Source organism: Allohoeflea poritis (genome assembly GCF_027889715.1).
GTDB lineage: Bacteria > Pseudomonadota > Alphaproteobacteria > Rhizobiales > Rhizobiaceae > Hoeflea_A > Hoeflea_A poritis.
The window spans coordinates 119732-141504 of the sequence record NZ_JAPJZH010000008.1 but is presented as its reverse complement, the minus strand read 5'-3'; the positions used below and the strand labels follow the sequence as shown (position 1 = coordinate 141504).

The window sequence follows — 21773 nt, the reverse complement described above, 5'->3', positions numbered from 1 at the left end:
AGATGAGCAGTTCCAACGATCCGATCACACTGGAAATCATCCAGAATTCCCTGCAGGCGACGGCCGACGAGATGTTCGCAGCCATGCGCAAGACGGCGATGAGCTCGATCATCTACGAGGTGCTCGACATGGGCACCGGCATCATGGACGCCAAAGGCATGCTCGCCTCGTCCGGCGCCGGAATTCCGGCTTTTATCGGCGTTCTCGACAAGGCCGTCCGGGTCATCCTCGAAAAGTTCGATCAGCCCGGCGATATCCAACCCGGCGACGTGTTCGCCACCAATGATCCCTATTACGGCGGCGTGACGCATTTGAACGACATCGTCGTCGCGATGCCGGTTTTCGCCGACGGGCGCATCATCGCCTGGACGGCCAATATCGCCCACAATTCCGATGTCGGCGGCATGGCACCGGGATCGCTGTCGGGCGAGGCGACCGAGATCTTCCAGGAAGGGCTGCGCCTGCCGGCGATCAAGATCATCTCCAGGGGTGAGCCGATCCGGCCGGTGATGGAGATCATCAAGACCAATTCGCGCATGCCGGACGTCCTGGAAGGCGATGTGTGGGCGGCGATCGCCTCGGTGCGCGTCGGCGAGAAACGGCTCAAGGAGCTTGCCGCAAAATACGGCACGGAGACATTCGAGCGGGCGATGTCGTCCTTCATGGATTTCGGCGAGCAGGTTTCGGTTTCGGCGCTCGCGGACCTTCCGCAGGGCACGTTCGAGCTTTCTGAAGAGCAGGACGATGGACGCATCTTCAATGTGAAGATCACCATCGGGCCGGACGAGTTTACCGTCGATCTGCGGGACAATCCCGATCAGTCCGACAATCCGGTCAATACCAGCCGTGACGGGGTGATGGTCTGTGCGCAGATGATCTTCAAGTCGCTGACCGATCCCTATTCGCCGGCCAATGGCGGCTCGTTCCGGCCGATCAATTTGCTGACGCGCGAGGGATCTGTGTTTCATGCCAAGGAGCCGGCGCCGATCGGCTTCTATTACGAGATCGAGCTGCGGGTCTATGACATCATGTGGCGCTGCCTTGCCCCGCATATGCCCGAACGGCTCGCCGCCGGGCATTTCGCGTCCGTCTGCGGCACATTCATCGGTGGCATCCACCCGGATACCGGCCGGCAATATACGATCATCGAGCCGCAGCTCGGCGGCTGGGGCGCCAGCCGTGAAAGCGACGGCAACAGCGCCGTCTTCTGCGGTTTCCATGGCGAGACCTACAATTGCCCGGCCGAGATCAACGAGGCACGCAACGGGCTTTATGTCGACCGGCTCGAGCTCAACATGGAGCCGGGCGGCGAGGGCAAGTTCACCGGCGGACGCGGCATCGTCATGGATTACCGCGTACGCGCCGACAACGGCTTCCTGACCGCCGGCTACACGCGATCGAAGTTCCCGGCCTGGCCGCTCGATGGCGGCAATGAGGGTTCGTCCAACTATGTGGAGTTCAGACCGACGGAGGGCGAAACGCAGCGCTTCGCCTTCGTTTCCGGCCTGACGACCCATCGGGACGACGTCATCCGGGTGGTCACCGGCAACGGCGCGGGTCTGGGCGATCCGAAGGAGCGTGATCCGGACGCCGTGCGCAGGGACGTCAAGAACGAGCTGATCACGCCGGAACGCGCCTATGAGATTTACGGCGTCAAAGTCTGAAGAATTTCTGAGGAGGATAAGTCATGCAAACCGACAAGCCGCTCAAGGTCATGTATCTGAGCCCGACGGGCAGGGACGATTACGACCAGATCTTCGCCGACATGACGGCCGCGCACAAGCTGCCGAACACGGAGGTCCACGTCACCTCGCTTCCGCCGCAGGACGGCGCGTTCACGCATATCGAGTTCCGCTCCTACGAAGCGATGGTGACGCGCGGCATCATCCGCGCGACACGCGCCGCGGCCCGCGAAGGTTTCGACGCGCTGGCCATCGGGTGTTTCTATGACACTGCGCTGCACGATGCGCGGGAGATTTCCGGCGAGATGATCGTCACGGCGCCCTGCACAGCCTCCCTGGAGATTGCAACAAGCCTTGCCAACCGTTTCGGCGTGATTGTCGGCCGGCGCAAGTGGGTCGACCAGATGGAAGCCACAGTGCGTTCCAACGGGCAGGGCGACCGGCTTTCCGGCTTCTACCATGTCGAATTGGGGGTCAATGACTTTCAGGTCGACCACCAGCGCACCAACAATCTGCTGCTGGAGGCAGGAAGGAAGGCCGTTGAGGAGGATTACGCGGAAGCGCTGGTTCTGGGCTGTACGCTGGAAGTCGGCTTCTACAAGGAACTTGAAAAGGAGCTCGGCGTTCCGGTGATCGATCCATCCATCGCGGCGTTCAAGCGGGCTGAATATGCGGCGCTCCTGAAGCGTCAATGCGGCTGGATTCCGAGCCGCAAATGGTCGTGCGAGGCGCCGCCCGAGGATGAAATCGCTCGCTTCGGCGGCTTCGATGACGGTGAGTTTTTCGGAAGCCGCATCGTCGTTCCGGCAGAGACGATCACGGCAAATGCCGCTTGATGTGAGCCGGCGAGGGCGCCGGGCGTCGGCACCCGTCGTGAAAAAAATTGTTGTAGAAACAGGAGTTTGAACAAGTGGATCGTCTGACCCAGTTGCGTGGAAAAATGGCCGAGACCGGAACCGACCTGGTGGTCATCGGGCCGGGTGCTCACATGAAATGGATGCTCGGGTTTTACCCGCATCCCGATGAGCGCCCCTGCCTGCTGTTTGTCAGCCCATCGGCGGAGGCATTTCTCATGCCGGCACTGAATGCCGAAGGCAGCCGCCAGGAGACCGGGATCGCATTTCACACCTGGGACGATGCGGACGGGCCCGGCGCGGCGCTGGAAGCGGCGCTGTCGGCCGTCGATGCGAAGAATGCAAAGGCGGTTGTTCTGGATGAAGCCATGCGTGCCGATTTCGCGCTGCTGGTGCTCGATGCGATTCCCGGCGCGCGGCACGCCTTTACCGACGCGACGCTCGGTGCCTTGCGCATGCGCAAGAGCGAAGAGGAGTATCGCGAACTGAAGATGAATGCCGGCCTTGCCGACGAAGCCATGCGCGCGGCCTTTGCCGCGGCGCGGCCCGGCATAAAGGAGATCGAGCTGGCGGATGCGATTTCCGAAAGCTTCGAATCCAGCGGTGCAAAACCGCTCTTTCGGATCGTCGGTGCCGGCGGCAACGGCGCGTTCCCGCATCATCACACCGGTGAGACGGTGATCGCGGAGGGCGATGCCATCGTCATCGATATCGGTGCGCGCAAGGGCACCTATTCCTCCGATATCACGCGCATGGTGGTCATCGGCGACCCGCCGGAAGGCTATGAAGAGGTTCACGGCATCGTCGAGGCCGCCGTTCAGGCGGCGCTGAACGCGGCAAAGCCCGGCGTCAAGGCGAGCACAGTGGATGCTGCAGCGCGCGACGTCATCACCGAGGCAGGATATGGCGAATATTTCGTCCACCGCACCGGACACGGCATGGGTGTCGAGGGGCACGAGCCGCCCTATGTCACCTCGACTTCGGATGTCATTCTGGACACCGGCATGGTGTTTTCCATCGAGCCGGGCATCTATCTTCCCGGCCGTTTCGGCATTCGTCTGGAAGATATCGTTATCCTGCGCGATGACGGGCCGGAAATCCTGTCGCAGATGCCGCGCGATGCGCATTATGTGAAGGTCTGACATGGCCGCGCCCGCCGGACCCGACCCCTTCACCGCCGCCGTCATCCAGGCAAGTCTCGTTGCTGCCGCCGACGAGATGTTCGCCGTGTTGCGCAAGACGGCGATGAGCCCGATCATCTACGAGGTTCTGGATGTCGGCACCGGCATCACCGATGCGGATGGCAATCTGGTCAGTTCCGGCGCCGGTATCCCGACCTTTGTTGGGGTTCTCGACAAGGCGGTTCGCCGGATCATCGACATCCACGGCAAGGACGCGATCCGCCCGGGCGATACCTACATTACCAACGATCCCTATTTCGGCGGCGTGACCCATCTCAACGATGTGGTGATCGCGCTGCCTGTCTTCGCGGGCGGCACCTTGCTCGCCTGGACAGCCTCCATTGCCCACTGGAACGACATTGGCGGGCGGGTCGCAGGCTCCATGTCGACGGAAGCGACCGAGATCTTTCAGGAGGGGCTGCGGCTGCCGGCGGTCAAGCTTTTCGACGCCGGGGAAAAAGTGCGCCCGGTGTTCGAGATCATCACCGCCAATTCGCGGCTGCCGGAATTCTCCAACGGCGATTTGTGGGCGCAGGTCGCGGCCAGCCGGATTGCGGAGAAACGTATCGTCAGCCTTGTCGGGACCCATGGGGCCGGCGCCTTCGAAGCGGCGCTCGAAGCGCTGTTCGAGGAGGGTGAACGGCGCGGCCTGGCGGGGTTGAAGAGCCTGCCGGAGGGAACATTCGAGATCGAGGAGGAGCAGGATGACGGCGCGCGCTGGCGCGCGGCGATCACCATTGCGCCAGACCGGTTCACCGTCGATCTGCGCGACAATCCCAAGGTCCGGGACGCGCCCTACAATACGAGCCGCGACGGTGCCGTCATTTCGGCGCAGATGATCTTCAAGGCGCTGACCGATCCGTCGCTCTTTGCCAATGCCGGTTCCTTCCGGGCGCTCGAAGTGCTGACCGAACCGGGCACGATTTTCCATGCGACCGGCACGGCGCCGCATGGCTATTATTTCGAAACCCGCATCCGCCTATACGACATGCTGTGGCAGTGCCTCGCGCGAGCCATGCCGGAACGGTTGCCGGCAGGGCACTTCGCCTCGATCTGCGGCACGGTGCTGGCCGGGGTGCATCCGGATACTGGGCGGCGCTACACAATGGTCGAGCCGCAGATGGGCGGCTGGGGCGCGACCGCCGAGCGCGACGGGCTCGACGCCATGTATTCCTGCAGCCATGGCGAGACCTTCAACTGTCCGATCGAGATTGCCGAGGCCCGTTACGGGCTTGCCGTCGACTACAAGACCCTGAACGACGGCAATGAGGGGCAGGGACACCACAGCGGCGGCAAGGGCCTTTCGCTGTGTTACCGCATGCGCGGGGACGCCCTGTTCTCGGCCGGCTACAGCCGCAACCGCATTCCGGTGTGGGGATCGGACGGCGGGGAACCGGGCGGCACCAACGGCTTTGCGATCGAGCACGCGAACGGCGAACGCGACGAGCGCGCCTTCGCCAGCGGCGTCGCGCTGAAGCCCGGCGACCGGATCTATATCGACACCGCCAATGGCGGCGGCTGGGGCAAGGCCTGAATCCGCTGCCGACCGATATTCTCTTTGCGGGATACATGCTCTATAAGACGGGCAAAACCATCACCGCAGGGATTGAGACATGGACATCCGCCAGATCAATGATGAGTATTCCGTCGCCGGCCAGATAACGGTCGAGGATCTCGCTGCCATCGCGGATATGGGGTTCAAGGCGATCGTCTGCCATCGCCCGGACGCCGAGGTCGATGAACAGCCGACCTTCGCCGAGATCGCCGCGGCGGCCAAGGCGCTGGGGATCGAAACGCGGCATATTCCGGTCGGCCGCGAGGGTGTGGGTTTCGAGCAGGTCCAGCAATTCGTCGACGCGCTCGACGAGATGGACCGCCCGATGCTCGGCTATTGCCGCTCCGGCGCCCGCTCGACGGCAATCTACCAGCAGACGCTGCACATTCGGGCTTAATCCGATCGCGCGGGATCTTGGCGCGGCAGCACGGACGGCAACCGTCAACCCCGTGCGCGTTCCAGAATTGAACGGGCGACCGTGAAGGTTTCCTCTACATCCGGTGTCATGTCTCCGGCAGTCGCGACCGCTTTCGTGTCAGCCAGAACACCATCCAACAGTTCCTGAATCAAACCGGGTTTGGACGACTCGAGCCTCTGCAGGAGGAGAGTCATCAGGTAGTCTGTCGCCCGGTTTACCGGTTTGTCTTGTGTCATGTGATCTTCCAATCATGAACGTTGCATCGATGGTCTATCGCCATAACGCGGCGACTGTCCCGGGCTGATCTCAAGACTGCTCCAGCCGTTGCAGTTCCTTCCGGACCTCGTCATTGTGCTCGCCGAGGCGTGGTGCGCGCCGATCATGGCGCGGCGGCGTTTGCGACATTTTCATGGGCGACGCGACACCCGGCAGGGTTCCGCCGCCACCGTCATCAAGGTCAAGGCGCATGCCGCGGGCCTGGATCTGCGGATCGTCGAACATTTCGCCGATCGCGTTGATCGGTCCGGCCGGCACCGCATTGGCCTCGCATCGGGCCAGCAGATCATCGCGCTCAAAAAACTCCGTCTTCGCCGAAATGTGTTCGTGCAACGCCTTGCGGTTCGCGACGCGGTCCGGGTTGGTGGCGAATTTCGGATCTGACGGCAAGTCTTCCAGATCGAGCAGATTGCACAGCCTAGCGAACTGTCCGTCATTGCCCACGGCCAGGATCAGATGGCCGTCGAGGGTTGGAACAACCTCGTAAGGCGAGATGTTGGGATGAAAGTTGCCGAGGCGCTGCGGACTTTTTCCGGTCGCCAGGAAGTTCATGTTCTGATTGGCCAGAACGGCGACCTGGCTGTCCATCAATGCCATGTCGATATGCTGACCTTCGCCGGTCTTCATCACATGAATGAGCGCTGCCTGGATGGCCGAGACGGCATAAAGGCCGGTGAAGAGGTCGGCAAAGGCAACGCCTGCCTTCATCGGCTGGCCGTCCGGTTCGCCCGTCACCGACATGAAGCCGGACATGCCCTGTATGATGAAATCGTAGCCGGCATGGCCGGCATAGGGGCCGGTCTGGCCGAAGCCGGTGATCGAGCAATAGATGAGCTTCGGATTGATCTTGCGAAGACTCTCATAGTCGAGGCCGTATTTCTTCAATCCGCTCGTCTTGAAGTTCTCGATCATCACGTCGGAACGGGCGGCCAGGCGGCGCACGAACGCCAGATCGTCCTTGTCGCGCAAGTCGGCCGTGACGGACCGCTTGCCGCGATTGGTGCCATGGAAATAGGCCGCGCCGAGGTTCTCGCCGGATGCGTCGGCCAGGAATGGCGGTCCCCATTGGCGGGTCTCGTCGCCGCCATCGGGATTTTCAACCTTGATGACGTCGGCTCCGAGATCGGCAAGCAACTGCCCGGCCCACGGTCCGGCAAGCACCCGCGCCATTTCTAGGACGCGGATGCCCTTCAGCGGTGCATCAGCCATGTTGTGCCCGCTTCGCGGCCGCCTCGGCGAGGATGCGCCTTTGATAGCGGCTCTGTACCACCTCGACGGCAACCAGCGTCATCAGAACGAAGTAGAAGGTCGATTTCGCCATCGGTTCGATCGGGTAGCCGAAGAACTCGAGGTGGCCGATGTGACCGCCATCCGACATAAGCATGACGCCGACGAGAAGCAGGACGAACAGGCCGAGCACCTCATACATGCGGTTTCGCTGCAGGAAGGAGGCAACGGCATCGGCCATGACGACCATCAGGACGCCGGAGATGATGATCGCCGCCGCCATGACGATGAAATGGTCGGTCAGCGCGACCGCTGAAAGGACTGTGTCGAAGGAGAACACCAGGTTCATCACGACGATCCAGAACAAAGCCCGCCGGACCGATCGTCTGGGCGCCGTCTTGGCCTCGTGTTCCAAGTCGTCCACGCCGATCATGTGATAGATCTCCTTGACCGCCGTGTAGATCAGGAAAACGCCACCTGCGAGCACGATCAGTGCATGGCCGCTGACCGCGCCGGAGATCCATGGATGGTCCAGCGTGAACAATGGCGTCTGCATCAGGCTGATCAGCTGCAGAACAACGAACAACAAGACGATGCGTAAAACGATGGCAAGGATAATGCCCCAGCGCCGCACCCAGGCCTCGCGCGCCGGATCGACCTTTTTTGCCTCGATGGAGATATAGAGAAGATTATCGAAGCCGAGCACGGTTTCCAGCGCTGTCAGCACCAGGAATGTCGTCAGATGGTCGATGGTGAAGAGATTTTCGAGCATAGGCGGTCCCCGTCTTGCCTACCTGCATTCGGTTCGTGGTAGCAAAACCGGCCGGTACGCGCCACGACAAATTCGCCGGCCCGGGTGTTGATGAGAGGATTTACGGATTCAATTCAGGCGATTGCGCGAGAACGTTGAAGTGCGGCGACGGCCCAGGCGGCAAAATCCTCCATGGCGCCGCGGGCCCCCGGCAGTGCGGTTTCGTTCAGGGTCTCGTGGCGCATCTCGTCATAGATGCGGCCGGTCACGTCCGTCATGCCGCAGGCCCTCATTTGCTCCGCGATCCAGGTAACGGCACGCCCGTTGCCGGTGGCCGGATCCTGGCCGCCGCCGACCAGATAGACCGGAAGTGCGGGCGGCAGGGCCGCAAGGGCGGCGCGGTCGGAGCCGCGGTAACCCATCGCAAAGAGGTCCTGCCACAGGGCAACGGATGCATCCCAGCCGCATAGCGGATCCTCGATATAGGCATCGACCTGTTGGGGATCGTGCGACAGCCAGTCGAATTCCGTGCGGGCGTCCTTGATCGCCTTGCCCCAGGCGCCGAAGGTCTGTTTCGGCAAGATGGTGCTGGGCACGTCAGAGCCCTTGAGCATACGCTCGCCGGCAAGAACGGCCTGGGCGATGCGTCCCTCGAAACCCATCTTGAAGTTCGAGTTCCAGACGGCGAGCGCTGCCTGCCTTTGCGGATGCGACAGGGCGAAATTCAGGGCGATCATGCCGCCCATGGAATGACCGAACGTGATGATCGGCGCGTCCGGACAAATCTGGGCCGCGTGGTCGTGCACGGCCAGCACGTCGGCGACCGCCAGTTTCCAGCTTTCGCCGGCCGGTGCCTTGCCGAAGGTTCCGAGCGGCGCATCGGGCGCCTTTGTGTGGCCGTGGCCGCGATGGTCATGAACGAAGGCGGCAAAGCCGGCTTCGCACAGGTAATCGGCGAAGTGCGCATAACGCGCCGCGTGTTCGGCAAGTCCGTGATTGATCTGGACGACGGCCCGCGGCCTGTCCGCCGGTCTCTTGTGCAGCAGGTTGAGTTCCGCGCCGGTGGGCGATCGAAGGGTGGTCTGTTCGTCGAATCCGCTCATGGGCGGAGATTGCCCGCGGGCGGCGCAAAGTGCAATGCCGCGCTATTTTGCGAGCGCGTCCTCGATGGCGTCGATCTGGGCGCCGAGATCGAAGGGGAACGAGGAAAGCACCTCGACATCCTCATCCTCGGAAAAGCCCTCGGGGTCTTTTTCGCGCATCTTGTCGATGACCCGGTCGCGTTCGCGCAGGCTCCATTCGATCTGCGGCCGGAATACTTTCAGCGCGGCCACGAGCCATTTGGATGTCAGGGCATATTCTTCATTGTCGAGGTCGAAGAAGTCGAGGAGCCGGATGACTTCCTCGGCCGGATACTGCCATTCCATCGCCACCCAGCGGTTGACCGTGAATATGCGCATGGGCGTGCCGGCATTGTCGAAGGAAATCGCCACGAGATGGCAAAGGCCGCCATTCTCTAAGTCCGGCTTGGGCGGCAGCGCGATGGGCTCGACACCTTCGCGGACATGTTCGGTCCAGACAAAGAGATGGAAGTGACCGTGCTCGCTCCAAGGCCGTGACTCCGGATCCTCGGAATGGGCGTGGTAGAACCACAGCGCACCCTTCTCGCGGTCGTGCACATCGCCCGGCGGGTAGTGTTGCCAAAGCGTAAAAGGGTCGGGCGTCGTGGAACTGAGCACGTCGATGAGAATGTGTTTCTGTTCGGTCGCGGCCTGCTCAAGCACCGCGATCATCTCGTCGGCGGCTTTTTGCATTGCCAGGAGATCCTCACGCGGCAATGACTTGAAATCGATCTGGGGGTCGTCGCGCACCGGAATATTCATGAAACCTGTCTCGATGAAATCAATAAATGAAATTTAGCGACCGACGATCCCGGATACAATGGCTGCCGGGAACCGCTGGCTCCCGGCAGACGGAAGCAGCTTAGTTGGTCTTCTTGGCACCACAAGCGCCGCAGGCACCGCATGCGCCACACGCACCGCAGGCCTTTTTCTTGGCGCCGCAGGCACCACATGCGCCGCAAGCGGCACAGGCGCTGACCTTGGTGCCACCGCATGCGCCGCAGCCTGCGACTGCGGGCGTTGCAGCCACTGCAGCCACCAGGCCGCCGCTGACAACCATCATGGCCAGTGCTTTTTTGGATTTGCTGTTCATCGAGTTCTCCTCTGGGTTGCGCCGAAAATCCGTTTCGGTCCGCCGCAAACTAACCGAAGCGGAAGCGAAGTGGAGTAACGATGGCATGGCGCGGGATCACGCTTTTGCGAGGCCGGTGTGATAGCGGAGGTTGGATTTCCAAGCGCTCACAATGTCTTACAGGACGGCACGTTGCGTGAGGAGCCCGTCGGCCGACGTGTTGCCGAGCGATTGGAGAGATACGCCCGCGAAACATTTGGATTGCTCTCGCGGTCGGCTTTGCCTAAAAGCGGGGCAATCCCGAACTATTCGAATCCATAAGGAAAATAGCGCGCAATGGCACGCCAGTTCATTTATCACATGGCCGGGCTCAACAAGGCCTATGGCTCCAAGAAAGTGCTCGAAAACATCCATCTGTCATTCTACCCGGATGCCAAGATCGGCATTCTCGGGCCGAACGGCGCCGGCAAGTCCACCGTGCTGCGCATCATGGCCGGTCTCGACACCGAGTTCACGGGCGAAGCCTGGGTCGCAGAGGGCGCCACGGTCGGTTACCTGCCGCAGGAGCCGGAACTCGACGAGACGAAGACCGTGGCGGAGAACGTCATGGAGGGCGTTGCCGAAAAGAAGGCGATCGTCGACCGCTACAACGAGCTGATGATGAATTATTCCGACGAGACGGCCGAGGAGGGCGCCGCGCTGCAGGACATCATCGATGCGCAGAATCTGTGGGACCTCGACAGCCAGGTTGAGATGGCCATGGACGCGCTGCGCTGCCCGCCGGGCGACAGCGCCGTGACCAATCTGTCCGGCGGTGAGAAACGCCGCATCGCGCTCTGCAAGCTGCTTTTGTCGCAGCCGGACCTGCTGCTGCTCGATGAGCCGACCAACCATCTCGACGCCGAGACCATCGCCTGGCTGGAAAAGCACCTGCGCGAATATCCCGGCGCCGTGCTGATGATCACCCACGACCGCTACTTTCTCGACAATGTTACTGGCTGGATCCTGGAACTCGACCGCGGCCGCGGCATTCCCTATGAGGGCAACTATTCCGCCTATCTTGAAAAGAAGGCCAAACGCATTGCGCAGGAGGGCCGCGAAGAGGCCAACCGGCAAAAGGCCATGTCGCGGGAGCAGGACTGGATCGCCTCCAGCCCCAAGGCGCGGCAGGCAAAGTCGAAAGCCCGCATCAAGGCCTATGACGAACTGGTCAAGGCCGCATCGGACCGGCGGCCCGGCGACGCGCAAATCGTCATTCCGGTCGGCGAGCGGCTGGGCCAGACGGTGATCGAGGCGGATCATATCTCCAAGGGCTACGGCGAAAAGCTGCTGATCGACGACCTGGAATTCAAGCTGCCGCCCGGCGGCATTGTCGGCGTGATCGGCGCCAACGGCGCCGGCAAGACGACGCTATTCCGCATGATCACCGGCCAGGAGGCGCCGGATGGCGGTTCGATCAATGTCGGCGAGACGGTCAACCTTTCCTATGTCGACCAGAGCCGCGACGCGCTCGCCGCCGACAAGAGCGTCTGGGAAGAGATCTCGGGCGGCAACGATATCATCAAGCTCGGCAAGCACGAGATCAATTCGCGCGCCTATTGCTCGAACTTCAATTTCAAGGGCGGCGACCAGCAGCAGAAGGTGGGCACGCTCTCGGGTGGGCAGCGCAATCGCGTGCACCTTGCCAAGATGCTGAAGTCTGGCGGCAATGTCATCCTGCTCGACGAGCCGACCAACGACCTCGACACGGAAACGCTGGCGGCGCTGGAAGACGCGCTTGAGAACTTTGCCGGCTGCGCCGTCATCATCAGCCACGACCGCATGTTCCTCGACCGGCTGGCGACCCATATTCTGGCCTTCGAAGGCGACAGCCATGTGGAATGGTTCGAGGGCAATTTCGAGGACTACGAGAAGGACAAGATCCGCCGCCTGGGCCCGGACAGCGTCAATCCGAAGCGGGTGACCTACAAGCGGCTGACGCGGTGATCTGATATGAAACGGGAGGCGGGCATGACGACGATCCTGATTACCGGTGTCGGACGCGGCATCGGTCACGAGATGGCCAGGCAGGCGCTGGACAGGGGGTGGAACGTGATCGGCTCGGTCCGCCAGGCGTCCCATGCCGATCTTCTGCGGGATCTGGCCACGGAGCGGTTCACGCCGCTCGTGTTCGACGTGCGTGACGGGGCGGCCGTCGAGGTGGCAGCGGCGACGATCGAGGGGCCGGTTGACATCCTGGTCAACTGTTCCGGCGTGATCGGGCCGGAACGGCAATCGGTGCTCGACATGGACTATGACGGCTTCGCGGATACGCTGGCGATCAATACGGTGGGGCCGCTGCGGGTCGTGCATGCCTTCCTGCCGCATCTGAAGCGCAGTGCGAATGCCCGCATCCTGACGCTTTCCAGCTTCATGGGTTCCATGTCCCACGCCAAATCCGACCGTATCGCCTACCGGGCCTCCAAGGCAGCGGTCAACAAGGTCATGCAGGGCCTTGCCAGCGAGCTGCGGCCTCAAGGCATCACAGTGGCGACGGCGCATCCTGGCTGGGTGCGCACGGATATGGGCGGCAGTTTCGCGGATATCAGCCCGGAAGAAAGTGCGGCGGGTGTGCTTGATCTTTGCGAAAAGCTGGAACTGTCCTCAACCGGCCATTTCTGGAACTGGGACGGCGAGCGACTGGCCTGGTAATTTGCGCTGCGGCTTCGGCTGCATCGCGTAACTTCTTGAACAGGGACGCTGCGTTCATGGAAATCATCGGCCAGCAGAAAGCCATCGGCAAGGTTGGCGCCGTCTATTCGGCGACCGGCAATAGCTTCACAACGCAGCCGGTCGAAAGCCTTGAGCTGACTTTCGAGGGAATCTCAGGTGACCGTCATGCCGGGTTGACACGCCGCGCGGGCGCGCGCGAGCCGTGGTATCCGCGCGGAACGGAAATGCGCAACGAGCGGCAGATCACCATCCTGTGCGCGGACGAACTGGCTGGCGTGGCGGCGGATATGGGTATTGGCGAGATCCGGCCGGAGTGGATCGGCGGCAATCTGACCATTGAAGGCATTGCGCATCTTTCCATGCTGCCGGCCAGGACGCTGCTCTTCTTCGAAGGTGGTGTGACGCTGAAGATCGATTTCCAGAATCTGCCATGCCGGGTGGCGGGTTCGGCGATTGCCGAAAAGTATCCGGATCGCGACCAGACTGCGCTGCCGCTGGATTTCGTCAAGGCGGCGCAGCGGCGCCGGGGACTTCTTGCCTGGGTGGAAATCCCCGGAACGATCCGGGCCGGAGAGGCGGTCCGCGCCCAGATACCGGAACAGTGGATCTATTCCGGGGCGCAGTCGGCATAGCCAATTCTCTCACGAATTCATAAGCATCCAGACGGTTTCTTCACCTGTTGGTCGCAAATTGCTGCCATTGTTTCTTGTGCGCGACATTTTGATTTCCTGTTGCGCCACAGGAGAAAATGATATAAAGATATCTTTATGTGATTTCATGCAGGCTTTGCGGCCAGTCGTGAAGTGATCGAGGAAGCCATGCTGGATAACAACAAGATGAGCCTGGAAAAGGCCGTTGATGTGCTCAAGGCAGCCGGTGAGCCGACGCGGCTGCGGGTGCTGGCGCTGTTGTTCGGCGGCGACCTGACGGTCACCGATCTCACGGAAATTCTCGGGCAGTCGCAGCCGCGCATTTCGCGTCACTTGAAACTGTTGACCGAAGCCGGCCTGGTGGAGCGCTTCCAGGAAGGCGCCTGGGCCTATTTTCGCCTGAGCGGCGATGGGCGATCGCATGCACTGGCGCGCCACATCGTCGAATCCGTTTCCGCTTCGGACCCGCTGCTTTCGCGTGACAGCGAGCGGCTGCGTTCCGTCAAGCAGGCGCGCGCGGAACGTGCCCAGGCCTATTTCAGCCGCAATGCGGCCGAGTGGGACGAATTGCGGTCGCTGCATATTTCGGACGATCAGGTGGAAGAGGCCCTGATTGAGATGATCGGCGATACGCCGTTCGATTCCATGCTGGATCTCGGCACCGGCACCGGCCGCATCCTGCAGCTCTTCTCGCCGCTTTACCGGCGCGGCGTCGGGGTCGATGCCAGCCGCGATATGCTGGCAGTTGCCCGAACGAACATCGATGCCGCCGGCATCACGCACGCTTCCGTGCGCCATGCCGATATCCTGAACCTGCCGCTGGAGCGCGGTTCATTCGATCTGATCACGATCCACCAGGTCCTGCATTTCCTGCAGCATCCAGAGGAGGCGATTGCCGAGGCGGCACGCATGCTGAGCCCCGGCGGGCGTGTCATTGTCGTCGATTTCGCCCCGCATGAATTCGAATATCTGCGTGATGAGCATGCCCATTTGCGTCTGGGTTTCCCGGCTGACGCCGTTTCGACCTGGCTCGGCGAGGCCGGCCTCAATGTCGAGAAGGTCGTCGCGCTGACACCGGAAGACAAAGTTGAAAAGGGGCTGACGGTGAGCATCTGGCTGGCGCGCGACCCGCGTCTTGTTATCGCCGAAAGCGCCGAAAGTGAATCACCCGTAAAAGGAGTTGCATAACAATGTCCGTCCTGCGCCGTTCCGGCCCGTCCCCCCTGGGTGATTCGATGAATGTGTCCTTCGAGTTCTTCCCGCCCAGATCGGGCGACATGGAAAGCCAGCTCTGGGAGAGCATCATGCGTCTTGCCCCGTTCGGGCCGGATTTCGTTTCGGTCACCTATGGCGCCGGCGGAAGCACGCGTCAGCCGACGCTGGCGACGATCAAGCGGATACTGGAAGAAACCGAACTGTCTCCGGCGGCGCATCTGACCTGCGTCAATGCGAGCAGGGAGCAGGTGGATGCGGTCGCGCGTGAATTCTGGCAGGCCGGCGTGCGCCATTTCGTGGCTCTGCGCGGCGACGCCCCCGAAGGCATCGGAACGGCTTATAATGCCCATCCGGACGGCTATCGCAATGCCGCCGAACTGGTGGCGGGCCTCAAAGCCTTCGCCGATTTCGAGATCACCGTATCGGCCTATCCGGAAAAACATCCCGAAAGCCCCGATTTCATGACCGATATCGACATGCTCAAGCGCAAGGTCGACAACGGTGCGACGCGGGCGATCACCCAATTCTTCTTCGACAACGACACCTATGAGCGCTATGTCGAGCGCGTGCGACGGGCCGGCATCTATATTCCCATCGTGCCGGGTATTCTTCCCGTGCACAATTTCCAGCAGGTCGCGAAATTCGCCGGGCTTTGCGGCGCTTCCATTCCGGACTGGCTGGCGACCCGTTTCGAGGGGCTGGACAAGGATCCGCAGACGCGGGCGCTGGTTGCGGCGGCGGTTGCCGCCGATCAGGTGATGGATCTTGTCGAACGCGGTGTGCAGGATTTCCATTTCTACACGATGAACCGGGCGCAGCTCGTCTACGCGATCTGCCATCTGCTCGGTCTGCGCGCGCCAAAGGCCGGCGGCACGGTCACCTCGATCGCTGCTGCTTGACGATTTTTGGATTTTTGTTCATTTTTATTGAACAGTAAGTCCTTCATTCCGGGACTTATGCTCATCCCGTTTGCGACTATCTCTGCGTGAAGGGCCGGCCTGATGCCGGCGCAATCCTTCACAGCGGAGAGAAGCAACAATGACCCACATTCTGACCATCCATTCGTCGGCGCGGCGCAACGATTCCGTCAGCCGGAAACTGACCGATGAACTGGTCGAAGTTCTTGCGCGCAAACATGCGAATGCAACGGTTCGCACGCGCGATGTGGCGGACGGTCTGACCTTCCCGAGCGAGAGTTGGGTCTCCGACCGCGTGCTTCCGGCGGCAGACCGGACCGAGCAGCAGCATGCGACGCTGGCCGAAACGGACGTGCTGGTTGAGGAACTGACGGAAGCCGACATCATTGTGGTGGGAGCCCCGACATATAATTTCGGCGTTCCCGCAGCGCTGAAGGCCTGGATCGACCACGTCGCTCAGCCGGGCCGCACGTTCCGCTACACCGAGCAGGGGCCGGAAGGGTTGCTTGCGGGCAAGAAGATCTATGTGGTGAACGCTTCGGGCGGTGTTCCGTTGGGCAGTCCGGCCGATTTCGTCACACCCTATCTGAGGCATGTCTTTGCCTTTCTGGGCGTCACGGATGTCGAATTCATTGCCGCGGATCAGTTGGCCATGGCGGCCGACGACAGTGTGAAGCGGGCACGTGATGCCATTGAGAAGGCGGCGGCGTGAAGCCAGGCGAAGGCCCGGAATCAAAACGGGGATGGTGAAAACCATCCCCGTCGATTGTTCAGGGCCAGCCGGTCCTGCGGCGGCCAATCGCCATCAGCTTACAAAAAAAGCATCAGGGCGATGAATAGGAACGCTGCACCGATCACCAGGACATTGAGCGAACGCGCCAATCCCATAGCGGACCTCCCTGCGGTTTACCGATAAATGCTATGCCGGAGACAAGCGGATTGAAAAGCAAAATAGTTGCTGCGCTGCCGAAAGACGCAACGGATATTTCAAATTTTAGCTTTTTAAGCGCATGAAATTCATTGACTTAGTTTGGTGCCAAAAAAGTGTGAATCATGGGCCAGATTCACCCTTATTTTGCAGGTGCGAAGGAGCCGTTCGTGGCGACTTTGTGGCGGTGCCGTCAATTTCAAAGGGTTTTTGTTGCCCGGCCGGACACGGCCTTCAACGCTCACTTTTCCTATAAATCATTAATTTCATTTTATTTTTAAGAAAGTTTATCGGCCGGCCATCAATGGTCAGAAGGCCGAGTGCGATGAGCACAAGCCCGGCGAGCGCCTCTGCCGTCATCCGTTCGTCGAGGAATGCGACGCCGAGAAGGATGGCGCTCGGCGGAACGATAAGCGTCACCACGGATGCGTTGGTCGCGCCGGCGGCGGCGATAATCCGGAAATAGAGGATGTAGGCGAGCGAGGTCGACAGGACCGCGAGCAACAGGATCGCGGCCACGATGCCTGCCGGCGGGAAGGGGATTGTCCATGGCTGGTCGAGGAGAAGGATGACCGGCAGCATGATCGCCGATGAGGCCGTCAGCTGTCCGGTCGCGGTCACGACCGGCGGCAAGTCGCCGAAGCGTTTGCCATAGGTCGCGGCAAAGCCGTAGGAGACCGCGGCGCCGATAATGGCAAGCTGTGCCCACACCGGTGCGCCGAGCCCGGATATCGCCGACGGTCCGATCAGCACCGCGGTTCCGGCGAGGCCCAGCAGGCAGCCGGCGATCTTCAGCGTCGTCATCTTTTCATCGCTGGTCAGCGCGTTGGCGATCACCACCGTGCACAGCGGCGTCGTGGCATTGAGGATGGCCGCAAGGCCGGCGCCTATCTCGGTCTGGCCGAAAAAGATAAGCGTGAAGGGAATGGCATTGTTAAGAAAGCCCAACAACAGAAAGGCGCGCCAGCGCGCCAGGATCGTGCGATAGAGGCCGTTGCGTGCGAAAAGATAAAGGTGCAGGGCCAGCGCCGCCAGGAACACGCGCAGGAAGACAAGCGTCAAGGGCGGGACATATTCGACCGCCACACGCGCGAAAAAGAAAGACCCGCCCCAGATCGCGCCGAGGAGAAAGAGCAGCAGCCAGATCATCGGGCTGATTGGATTGGTGCCTTCGGTCATTCCATCTCCGCAGATCGTCAATTGGACAAACAGGGTCTTAAGGCGGGGATGGATGCCACGCCATCCGATTCTTGCGCCGTCCTTGCGGACAATTGGTAGCAGTGACCGCAACACCGGTCATGCGGTAAAGTGCCTTGAAACGTGATCAGTGGTGCCACGGGACAATCGGCCATGATGACAGCCAAATTGCCGAAACTCGTACGGTTTGTACTTAGAAACAGCTTGGTCGGTATATGTATCGGTTGGGCGCTGGCGGCCGGCGTCGTCTATTTCGACATCAACGGCTTTGGCAGCCTCGTCCTTGAATCGCGGCATGTCGCCACCGCCCTGTTCATCATGTTTTTTTCCTTCGGCGTTACGTTCGGCTTTGCCTATCTGACGACCGCCGTCCTGTTGCTGCCGACCGACAAGGACGAGTTCGACAAGGTCTGATCGGACGTTTCCCGGCGGGTTGCCGGTCGTCCGGCACCGTGTAAAAATCACCGGGACATCAACAGCAGGGCCGATCGCCCTGCCGCGGCAGGAGAAGTTATCTGGAAGGTACCGTCCCAGCAGCGGTCGCGGAAACCGCATCGCACGGCGCAGCCCTGAGCGGTATCGCATTCGTGGCTGCGGTCGCGGGCATTATGGGCCTTGGACTGATCTGGTTGCGGCAGCCGCCGCTCGTCGGTTTTATCCTCGCCGGTGTTGCGCTCGGGCCCACCGGCTTCGGCGTCATTCCGGAATCGGAAAGCGTCAACCTGCTTGCCGAGATGGGTGTGCTCGTCCTGCTTTTCTTCATCGGCATGGAGCTTTCGCTTCGGGCGTTCGTGCTGACCCTGCGTCAGGCCTTGCTGGTGGCAGGCGGTCAGATCACGGCGGCGCTGATCGTCGCCATTCTCATCGGTCTTGGTCTGGGCATTGGCCTCGCCGAATCCGTCATCCTCGGCTTCATCATCGCCATGTCGAGCACCGTCGTCGCCATGAAGATGCTCGACGATATGGGCGTATTGCGCGGCGAGGAGGGGCGCATCGCGGTCGGTGTTCTCATCGCGCAGGACATTGCCGTCGTTCCGATGCTGATCTTTGTCAGCAGCTTCGGCTCGGGCGACATCGATTTCGCGGCGGTGACGCTCAAGGTGGTGATTGCCGTGGCGTTTCTCGGCGGCCTTTTGTGGTGGCTCGGAAGGCGCGGCAAGCTGCGTGTGCCGTTCGCGGAGCAGATCGAAAACAAGGTTGAAATCCTGGCGCTCGGCTCTCTGGCGCTTTGCTTCTCGGCGGCCGCCATATCGGGCGTTGCTGGCCTGTCGCCCGTCTACGGCGCGTTCGTTGCCGGCATTCTCATCGGCAATTCGACGCTGCGCAGCCGTATCATTCCGGTGATCGAGCCGATCCAGAGCGTGCTCCTGGTCGTCTTCTTCCTTTCGATCGGCCTGCTCATGGATCTGAGATTCATCTGGGACAATCTGCTGCTGGTCGTTGCCGCTTCGCTGGCGGTCATCGCCGCAAAATCGATCCTCAATATCGCCCTTCTGCGGCTGACCGGTTCGAGCGAGCAGACGGCGCTCGTCGCCGGCCTTTCCATGGCGCAGATCGGTGAGTTCTCCTTCGTGCTGGCGGCCGCCGGCCTGAGCGCGGCGGCACTCAGCGGCGATGCCTATCGCCTGGCGATCGCCGTGACCGCAATCTCGCTTCTGATCTCTCCGCTATGGGCCAATCTGATGCGCCGCGTGGAACGGGTGGCAACGGCCGGGCTCACATCATACAGGTCGGCGCTGATGGAGGCCTATGCGACCGAGATCGGCGAAATGCAGCGCGGCCGCCAAGCGGTGGACCGCGCGGTGTTCCATGCGCGGCTGCGCTATCGCGCGGCGCGGCTTGCGCTCTATCACCGGCGGGCGGAGAAGGCCAAGCAGGCCGAAGCCGACGACGCCAATATCAGCGCGGAGCAGCCGGAAAAGGAAAAGACCGGCGAGGCGGCGCAGTAAGGTCTATTGAAGCCGCGACAGAAGCTGCGGCGTCGGCCATGCATCAGCCGGCATTCCGAGACGCAGCTGCTCTTTCTGGACCGCGGCGCGCGTGCCGGCGCCGAGTATGCCGTCGATCTTGCCGACATCGTATCCCTTGCCCTGGAGGATCCTCTGCAGGGTTTTCATCTGCGCGTCGGAAAGGCCCGGGTCGGGATTGCCGGCATTGTAACGGCTGGCGCCGCCGAGACGGGTGGCGAAATAGGCGGCACTGGTCGTGTAGATGAACGATTTGTTCCACTCGAGATAAATCGAGAAATTCGGATAGGCGAGAAAGGCCGGGCCTTTGCGTCCTTGGGGCAGGATCAGCGCAGCCGCAAGGTCGTTCGAGGCCAGCGAGCCTTCCTTGGCCTGAACGCCCTTGGCCGACCATTCTCTTACCGGCAGGGCCTTGCCGAGACCGGTATTCTGCCAGGCAAGGCCGGACGGAACGATCACTTCCTGGAGCCAGGGCTGGCCCGATTGCCAGCCGAGATGGCGGATGAAGTTCGCGCCGGTCAAAATGGCGTCGGGCGCGCTTGCCTTCAAACGGACATGGCCGTCGCCGTCGGCATCGACGCCGAATTCCAGAATATCGACGGGAAGCATCTGCACCTGGCCGATCTCTCCTGCCCAGGCGCCGGTGGTGCGCGCCGGATCGAGATCGCCGTTCTCGACCATCCTGATCGCGGCGATCAGTTCCGGACGGAAAAGTTCCGGGCGCCGGCAGTCATGGGAAAGGGTGACCAGCGCGTTGATGGTGTTGAAGTCGCCCTGTACGGCACCGAAATCGGTTTCAAGACCCCAGAAGGCCGTGATCACCGCGCGCGGCACGCCGTATTCGCGCTCGGCGCGATCGAAAACGGCGGCGTATTTCGACATGTTCTTCCGGCCGTGATCCATGCGGTTCTGGCTGATCACGCGTTTCGAGAATTCCAGGAAAGTCAGCTTGAACACGCCTTGCGCGCGGTCGCGCCGCAGCACCTTGTTGTCGATTGCCGCATTGGCCAGAGCCCGGTCGGCGGCGCGTGCCGAGATCCCTTGCGAAACCGCTTCCTGTTTCACCCCATTGAGAAACTGTCCCAGATTGCCGCCGCATTCGGCGGCCAACGCGGGCGATGTCATGGCAACGGAAAGAACGCCAAGGAGGCTGATGGCGGTGCGTGTGATCGGTGATTTCATATTTTGCCCTGTCTGAAGCTGTTTCTCGACTGCTTGTTCAACGCGTAATCCCGGAATTTGGGCATTTATTGGCGTGACGTATTCGCCAGCCACTTGGCCCATTGCTCTCGGTTGCCGACAAAGACATTGATGTCCGCGTCGCCGGTGATGCCCGGTACGCGCCCGGTGCCGGTATATTGCCAGAAGTGCCAGGCCCGGTTTGTGTAGACCGCGTCCGGGTGGTCGGCCACGGAACGGACCCAGAAGTGGTAGTCGCTGAAATGGCCCACGAGGTTCTCGCGATGGAAGTCGACCGTCGTGTAGACCAGCGGCCTTTTGCCGTAATGGGCTTCAACGCGCTTGAGGAAAACCCGCATCTCGCGGCGTATCTTTTCGGGCGAAGGCCTTTTCTTGCAGGTCGGCGATTTGTGGTTCCACTCGATATCCAGCACCGGCGGCAGCGCCGACGGATCGCGCGGCGTGTTCTTGATGAACCAGTTGGCCTGATCCCTGGCGGTGCGGCAGAAATAGTAGAAGTGATAGGCACCGCGCGGAATGCCCGCGCGCTTGGCGCCGCGCCAGTATTCCAGGAATCGCTCGTCGCGGTGGTCGCCGCCCTCAGTCGATTTGATATAGGCGAAGGCGATATCTGCCTTGCGGAGCTTCTTCCAGTCGATGTCGCCCTGCCATTTCGAGACATCGACGCCATGGACCTCATGGGTGCCGGGATGTCTGGCTCCGAAATATTGCGGGTCGGCGTCCCCGTAGCGCGAGGGCGACACTTCCTGCTCGAGCCCAAGGTCGTAGGTCGTGCAGGACATAAGCAGAGCGAGCAGGGGGATCAGTGCAAAGCCGGGACGGAGCATCTCGTAAGGGCCGAATCACAAGT

The 21773-nt window shown here is 61.6% G+C and carries 22 protein-coding genes; 13 read left to right on the top strand and 9 right to left on the bottom strand.

What is annotated here, in order from left to right:
- The first annotated feature begins 2 nt into the window (after nucleotides 1-2).
- The 5 genes from OOZ53_RS14310 to OOZ53_RS14290 all read left to right on the top strand — a co-directional run bounded on the left by OOZ53_RS14310 (nucleotide 3) and on the right by OOZ53_RS14290 (nucleotide 5669).
- Nucleotides 3-1664 carry a hydantoinase B/oxoprolinase family protein gene (locus OOZ53_RS14310; RefSeq protein WP_271090297.1) on the top strand — a complete coding sequence of 554 codons (1662 nt, stop codon included), beginning with the start codon at nucleotides 3-5 and terminating at the stop codon, nucleotides 1662-1664.
- Nucleotides 1665-1687: 23 nt separating this feature from the next.
- On the top strand, nucleotides 1688-2518 hold the full coding sequence (locus tag OOZ53_RS14305; RefSeq protein ID WP_271090296.1) for an aspartate/glutamate racemase family protein: 831 nt from the start codon (nucleotides 1688-1690) through the stop codon (nucleotides 2516-2518).
- Nucleotides 2519-2592: 74 nt separating this feature from the next.
- Nucleotides 2593-3678, top strand: coding sequence for a M24 family metallopeptidase (locus tag OOZ53_RS14300; protein ID WP_271090295.1), 1086 nt, complete (start codon nucleotides 2593-2595; stop codon nucleotides 3676-3678).
- A gap of 1 nt (nucleotide 3679) precedes the next feature.
- Nucleotides 3680-5251 (top strand): hydantoinase B/oxoprolinase family protein, encoded by a 1572-nt coding sequence (locus OOZ53_RS14295; RefSeq protein WP_271090294.1) that lies wholly within the window; start codon nucleotides 3680-3682, stop codon nucleotides 5249-5251.
- Between the two features lie 79 nt (nucleotides 5252-5330).
- Nucleotides 5331-5669 carry a protein tyrosine phosphatase family protein gene (locus OOZ53_RS14290; protein WP_271090293.1) on the top strand — a complete coding sequence of 113 codons (339 nt, stop codon included), beginning with the start codon at nucleotides 5331-5333 and terminating at the stop codon, nucleotides 5667-5669.
- Nucleotides 5670-5713: 44 nt separating this feature from the next.
- On the opposite strand, the gene OOZ53_RS14285 is transcribed toward OOZ53_RS14290, so the two are convergent.
- The 6 genes from OOZ53_RS14285 to OOZ53_RS14260 form a co-directional block, all read right to left on the bottom strand.
- Complete coding sequence (locus tag OOZ53_RS14285; protein WP_271090292.1) at nucleotides 5714-5926, bottom strand: hypothetical protein; 213 nt, start codon at nucleotides 5924-5926, stop codon at nucleotides 5714-5716.
- 70 nt (nucleotides 5927-5996) lie between these two features.
- Nucleotides 5997-7175, bottom strand: coding sequence for a CaiB/BaiF CoA transferase family protein (locus OOZ53_RS14280; protein ID WP_271090291.1), 1179 nt, complete (start codon nucleotides 7173-7175; stop codon nucleotides 5997-5999).
- On the bottom strand, nucleotides 7168-7965 hold the full coding sequence (locus OOZ53_RS14275; protein WP_271090290.1) for a TerC family protein: 798 nt from the start codon (nucleotides 7963-7965) through the stop codon (nucleotides 7168-7170). The genes OOZ53_RS14280 and OOZ53_RS14275 overlap by 8 nt, the downstream gene beginning before the upstream one ends.
- Before the next feature lie 113 nt (nucleotides 7966-8078).
- A complete protein-coding gene (locus tag OOZ53_RS14270; protein ID WP_271090289.1) occupies nucleotides 8079-9047 on the bottom strand; it encodes an alpha/beta fold hydrolase in 969 nt (322 codons plus the stop codon).
- Nucleotides 9048-9089: 42 nt separating this feature from the next.
- Nucleotides 9090-9827, bottom strand: coding sequence for a DUF6969 family protein (locus tag OOZ53_RS14265; RefSeq protein ID WP_271090287.1), 738 nt, complete (start codon nucleotides 9825-9827; stop codon nucleotides 9090-9092).
- A 100-nt stretch (nucleotides 9828-9927) separates the two neighbouring features.
- Nucleotides 9928-10158, bottom strand: coding sequence for a hypothetical protein (locus OOZ53_RS14260; protein WP_271090286.1), 231 nt, complete (start codon nucleotides 10156-10158; stop codon nucleotides 9928-9930).
- A gap of 315 nt (nucleotides 10159-10473) precedes the next feature.
- Between OOZ53_RS14260 and ettA the strand changes: the two genes are divergently transcribed.
- The 6 genes from ettA to OOZ53_RS14230 all read left to right on the top strand — a co-directional run bounded on the left by ettA (nucleotide 10474) and on the right by OOZ53_RS14230 (nucleotide 16343).
- Nucleotides 10474-12123 (top strand): energy-dependent translational throttle protein EttA, encoded by a 1650-nt coding sequence (gene ettA / locus OOZ53_RS14255; RefSeq protein WP_271090285.1) that lies wholly within the window; start codon nucleotides 10474-10476, stop codon nucleotides 12121-12123.
- A 24-nt stretch (nucleotides 12124-12147) separates the two neighbouring features.
- Complete coding sequence (locus OOZ53_RS14250) at nucleotides 12148-12828, top strand: SDR family oxidoreductase (RefSeq protein WP_271090284.1); 681 nt, start codon at nucleotides 12148-12150, stop codon at nucleotides 12826-12828.
- A 56-nt stretch (nucleotides 12829-12884) separates the two neighbouring features.
- Nucleotides 12885-13481, top strand: coding sequence for an MOSC domain-containing protein (locus OOZ53_RS14245; RefSeq protein ID WP_271090283.1), 597 nt, complete (start codon nucleotides 12885-12887; stop codon nucleotides 13479-13481).
- 186 nt (nucleotides 13482-13667) lie between these two features.
- Nucleotides 13668-14687, top strand: coding sequence for an ArsR/SmtB family transcription factor (locus tag OOZ53_RS14240; RefSeq protein WP_271090282.1), 1020 nt, complete (start codon nucleotides 13668-13670; stop codon nucleotides 14685-14687).
- A 2-nt stretch (nucleotides 14688-14689) separates the two neighbouring features.
- Nucleotides 14690-15613 (top strand): methylenetetrahydrofolate reductase [NAD(P)H], encoded by a 924-nt coding sequence (metF, locus tag OOZ53_RS14235; RefSeq protein ID WP_271090281.1) that lies wholly within the window; start codon nucleotides 14690-14692, stop codon nucleotides 15611-15613.
- A gap of 139 nt (nucleotides 15614-15752) precedes the next feature.
- Nucleotides 15753-16343 carry an FMN-dependent NADH-azoreductase gene (locus OOZ53_RS14230; protein ID WP_271090279.1) on the top strand — a complete coding sequence of 197 codons (591 nt, stop codon included), beginning with the start codon at nucleotides 15753-15755 and terminating at the stop codon, nucleotides 16341-16343.
- A 450-nt stretch (nucleotides 16344-16793) separates the two neighbouring features.
- Here the strand turns inward: OOZ53_RS14230 and OOZ53_RS14225 are convergent, their stop codons facing one another.
- Entirely contained in the window at nucleotides 16794-17738 is a 945-nt protein-coding gene (locus tag OOZ53_RS14225) for a DMT family transporter (protein ID WP_271090277.1), read from the bottom strand.
- Between the two features lie 171 nt (nucleotides 17739-17909).
- Between OOZ53_RS14225 and OOZ53_RS14220 the strand changes: the two genes are divergently transcribed.
- Nucleotides 17910-18170, top strand: coding sequence for a hypothetical protein (locus OOZ53_RS14220; protein WP_271090275.1), 261 nt, complete (start codon nucleotides 17910-17912; stop codon nucleotides 18168-18170).
- Between the two features lie 173 nt (nucleotides 18171-18343).
- The gene (locus OOZ53_RS14215) at nucleotides 18344-19705 is read left to right on the top strand and encodes a cation:proton antiporter (protein WP_271090273.1); all 1362 of its coding nucleotides are present in this window, start codon (nucleotides 18344-18346) and stop codon (nucleotides 19703-19705) included.
- Between the two features lie 3 nt (nucleotides 19706-19708).
- Here the strand turns inward: OOZ53_RS14215 and OOZ53_RS14210 are convergent, their stop codons facing one another.
- Both OOZ53_RS14210 and OOZ53_RS14205 read right to left on the bottom strand, forming a co-directional pair.
- Nucleotides 19709-20905 carry a lytic murein transglycosylase gene (locus OOZ53_RS14210; RefSeq protein WP_271090271.1) on the bottom strand — a complete coding sequence of 399 codons (1197 nt, stop codon included), beginning with the start codon at nucleotides 20903-20905 and terminating at the stop codon, nucleotides 19709-19711.
- 65 nt (nucleotides 20906-20970) lie between these two features.
- A complete protein-coding gene (locus OOZ53_RS14205) occupies nucleotides 20971-21750 on the bottom strand; it encodes a glycoside hydrolase family 25 protein (protein ID WP_271090270.1) in 780 nt (259 codons plus the stop codon).
- Nucleotides 21751-21773 lie beyond the last annotated feature (23 nt).